At 62.1% G+C, this 3,857-nt stretch carries 3 protein-coding genes and 1 pseudogene; 2 read left to right on the top strand and 2 right to left on the bottom strand.

Annotation, left to right across the window (positions count from 1 at the left end; translation table 11 throughout):
- Nucleotides 1–358 (bottom strand): glycosyltransferase (locus EOA24_RS30125; protein ID WP_127410385.1); only part of this gene is annotated, 358 nt, incomplete at its 3' end.
- Between the two features lie 852 nt (nt 359–1,210).
- On the opposite strand from EOA24_RS30125, the gene EOA24_RS30120 reads away from it, so the two are divergent.
- Entirely contained in the window at nt 1,211–1,525 is a 315-nt protein-coding gene (locus EOA24_RS30120) for a hypothetical protein (protein WP_126078796.1), read from the top strand.
- Between the two features lie 88 nt (nt 1,526–1,613).
- A pseudogene (locus EOA24_RS43410) lies at nt 1,614–2,057 on the top strand (DUF4347 domain-containing protein); the annotation flags it as partial.
- Between the two features lie 48 nt (nt 2,058–2,105).
- Here EOA24_RS43410 and EOA24_RS43405 read toward each other — a convergent pair.
- Entirely contained in the window at nt 2,106–2,468 is a 363-nt protein-coding gene (locus EOA24_RS43405; protein WP_210211627.1) for a hypothetical protein, read from the bottom strand.
- Between the last annotated feature and the right edge of the window lie 1,389 nt (nt 2,469–3,857).

Here is a 3,857-nt window from a genome sequence, read left to right as displayed (position 1 = left end):
CTTCGACATCGTAGAGATCGTGTTCCATCCGCGACTTGAACACGGCTGGCTCGAAGTCACGATCCAGGATCAGCGTATCGTCGGCATCGATGATCATTGCATAGTCGACGGTCTGGACTTCGCGCAGCCGCTCGAGAGCGAAGCTGCGATTGTATGCAAAGTCCCGCCATGGCTCGTCGATGACGGCTCCCTGGACATTGTTCTGCGCGAGAAAGCCTCGGATGAGGTCTTGCGTGCCATCGGTAGAACCCGTGTCCACGATGAGCACATAATCGACAAGAGGCAGGGCGCTGGCGAGGCATTGCAGGATAACCTTCGCCTCGTTCTTGACGATCATGCACAGACCGATGGTGCTCACGCCGATCCCCCGCCGACGCAACTATAGTTGCACTGCTGTACCATCCAGGACAGCAATCCTTTCAGATGAGGACTCATCCAACCCTCATGCCCCATCCCGCGCCCGTGAAGCCTCAACCATTTGTATGATGGTGCTCAATTTTTAGCGAGCGAAATGGCCGGATTTAAGCCTCGGATTTTCAAAGGGTTCGGGTCCCCGAGCTGTCATTTCGAAGACGCCAGGCGAGACTCTACCAAGCGAACTTCCGTTCATAAAGTGTAAACCAAGCCATTTACAATTTTATAAATTTCGCATTTACTAATATCTAATGCAACTGAGAGTAGCCTCGGATTGGGCGGGAGGACCGCCTGTCCGCGCGTGTCCGCAAAGCTAGGAAAGGATCCGGGAGCAAAGCCACTTCACCCGTGAGGGCGCGGTGCTTGTGGTGTCGAGCGAACGTTCCGCCGATTGGCCTGAAATCTGTGGTCCAGGCCTCGATCTCCCGAGTGATATTCCGTTGCGAGTGGTCGGCTCCTTGCATTTCGTCGTCGAGAAATCGCGGCACGCGTGATGGAGTTGACAGTGGTCCGGTTAGTATCGCCCGCCAAGCGGCGTCGCGTCGACGCGAGTTCCCGCTTCGACATGCCCCAGGCTCATTCGAACCAAGCTGCCCGCGTCGGTCGCTCCGCCACCGCTAGCCACTTGCCCTCAGGGCATCCCGGCACGGGAGCGCTTTCATGAACTTGGACGACCTTTTGTTCCCGCCACCGTGGTCAGCAGGGACTCGCCGCGGGTGCTCGGCTACTGACTGAAACCCAAAGCTACGAAACGAAAGAACGGCGGCGCGAGCCGCAACGGATCGAGGAGGACGTGATGAGCTATACAGCAGGCTTTGCCGTCATGGATGTCGCTGTTCGGGGTGTCTTGCCCATCGGCGACGATACCGGGAACGTGACATATTTCGTGCTCGACACGACCAAGAGCGCCATCGTCGGTCAGGTCAACCTCCCCAAGACGGTCAAGCGAAGCCTCGCTGTCTCCCTTAACGTCAAGGTTCCGAGCACCGCCGGCTCGTTGGCGATCGGCACGTTTGACGACGGCGGCAATTTCCAGGTCGCCAGCTTCCTGCGCGTGGAAACACCTGTCGTTCCGCGGCCCGGCGGTGCCGTCGGGCCGTCAGCGAGGTGATCGCGTCCAATCTCATTGTTCCCTCTCGCCTGCCAAACCGGTGGGCGGTTTCCCCTTGAATTGAATTCAAAGCCAACAGGAGCCAGTTATGGCCCGTGCCTCTGAAATTCTTTTTGTGGATCCTTCAATCTCCGACCTGCAGACCGTTCTCGGCAATTTGAGGCCTGAAGTCCGGGCTGTCGTGCTCAACAGCGGCCGACCGCCGGCGCAGCAGATCGCCGCCGCCCTCGATGGCCACAAAGGGCTCGACGCAGTCCACATCATCGCTCACGGCGCGCCGGGACGGGTCCAATTCGCCGCAGGGGAGTGGTCCGCCGCCACGTTGAAGGAAAGCGACCAGGATTTCGCCGCCATCGGCAAAGCGCTCGCCGCGGATGGCCAACTGCGGCTATGGAGTTGCTCGGCGGCATTGGGGAATGTCGGCGAAAGGTTCCTCGAGGCATTGGAAGAAGCCGTAGGCGCCGAGGTTTGTGCATCCAGGTCGCTGGTTGGCGCGGCGAATCTGGGTGGGTCTTGGGGACTCCCGCACTATGCGACCTCGCCCTTGCCGCCGATCACTTCAGCTGGCGTAGCAAATTACTCAGGGGTACTTGAATCGGGCGACCTTACACTCGCCGGTTTTACAGATGCTGGCAGCAGTAAAAGTATTAATACATACTATCTTATCGATACAAATAATACAGCAACTATTGCTGACGATACGATCGTCGGCACATTTGTTCTTAATTCCTCCGCTAACGGCGTAGCGCCGAATTTTGCCGTAACCATAACGGTTCCGGATATTACTCATACTTATCTTATCTATGATTCGGGCTTTCGCCAATACGGCACGCTGAGTCCCGTCGCCGACGTTGACCTCAACACCGCGGGTGACCAACCAGGTTACGATTTCGACACCGCTCCCATCAACCAAGTCGGCGCTCCGGGCAACGATGGCAATCACTTCAATGGTGGCCTTTTAACAATCACAAGTTCTGGCTCGGTGGGCGCAACGGGCCCTGCGGGTGCGACGGGCGCTACTGGCGCCACGGGCGCGACCGGAGCAACGGGTGCTACGGGCGCAACCGGGGCAACTGGTGACACGGGTTCGACCGGTTCCACGGGTTCAACTGGCTCGACTGGTTCGACCGGATCCACTGGCTCGACTGGTGCGACCGGCGCAACTGGTGACACGGGCGCAACCGGGGCAACAGGCGATACAGGCGCGACTGGAGCCACCGGTGCGACTGGTTCCACGGGCTCGACAGGCGCGACCGGCGCAACTGGTGCCACGGGCGATACGGGCGCGACTGGAGCCACGGGTGCGACCGGAGCAACAGGCGATACAGGTGCTACAGGGACCACGGGCTCCACGGGCGCGACCGGTGCCACGGGCTCGACAGGCGCGACCGGCGCAACTGGTGCCACGGGCGACACGGGCGCGACTGGAGCCACGGGTGCGACCGGAGCGACCGGAGCAACAGGCGATACGGGTGCTACAGGGGCCACCGGCTCCACGGGCGCAACCGGTGCCACCGGTGCTACGGGTTCGACCGGTGCCACGGGTGAGACCGGTTCAACTGGAGCGACAGGTGCCACTGGCTCGACGGGCGCTACGGGTTCGACCGGAGCCACAGGCTCGACTGGAGCAACGGGTGCGACTGGAGCGACTGGTTCGACCGGAGCCACTGGCTCGACGGGCGCTACAGGCTCGACCGGTGCCACAGGTTCGACCGGAGCCACTGGTTCGACGGGCGCTACAGGCTCGACCGGAGCAACGGGTGCGACTGGAGCAACGGGTTCGACCGGAGCCACCGGCTCGACGGGCGCTACGGGTTCGACCGGAGCAACGGGTTCGACCGGAGCAACTGGCGCGACCGGAGCGACTGGCTCGACCGGAGCAACGGGTGCGACTGGAGCGACTGGTTCGACCGGAGCCACAGGCGCAACTGGAGCCACCGGCTCGACGGGCGCTACGGGTTCGACCGGAGCAACGGGTTCGACCGGAGCAACTGGCTCGACCGGAGCAACGGGTGCGACTGGAGCGACTGGTTCGACCGGAGCCACAGGCGCAACTGGAGCTACGGGCTCGACTGGAGCCACGGGTGCGACCGGAGCCACAGGTTCGACCGGAGCCACGGGTGCAACCGGAGCTACTGGATCGACCGGAGCCACAGGCGCAACTGGAGCTACGGGCTCGACTGGAGCCACGGGTGCGACCGGAGCCACAGGTTCGACCGGAGCCACGGGTGCAACCGGAGCGACTGGATCGACCGGAGCCACTGGCTCGACGGGCGCTACGGGTTCGACCGGAGCAACGGGTTCGACCGGAGCAACTGGCGCGACCGGAGCG

Origin of the sequence: Mesorhizobium sp. M2A.F.Ca.ET.039.01.1.1 (assembly GCF_003998035.1) — a bacterium.
GTDB lineage: Bacteria > Pseudomonadota > Alphaproteobacteria > Rhizobiales > Rhizobiaceae > Mesorhizobium.
The sequence above is the reverse complement of the archived record's forward strand: the minus strand, read 5'-3'. Positions and strand labels throughout refer to the sequence as shown.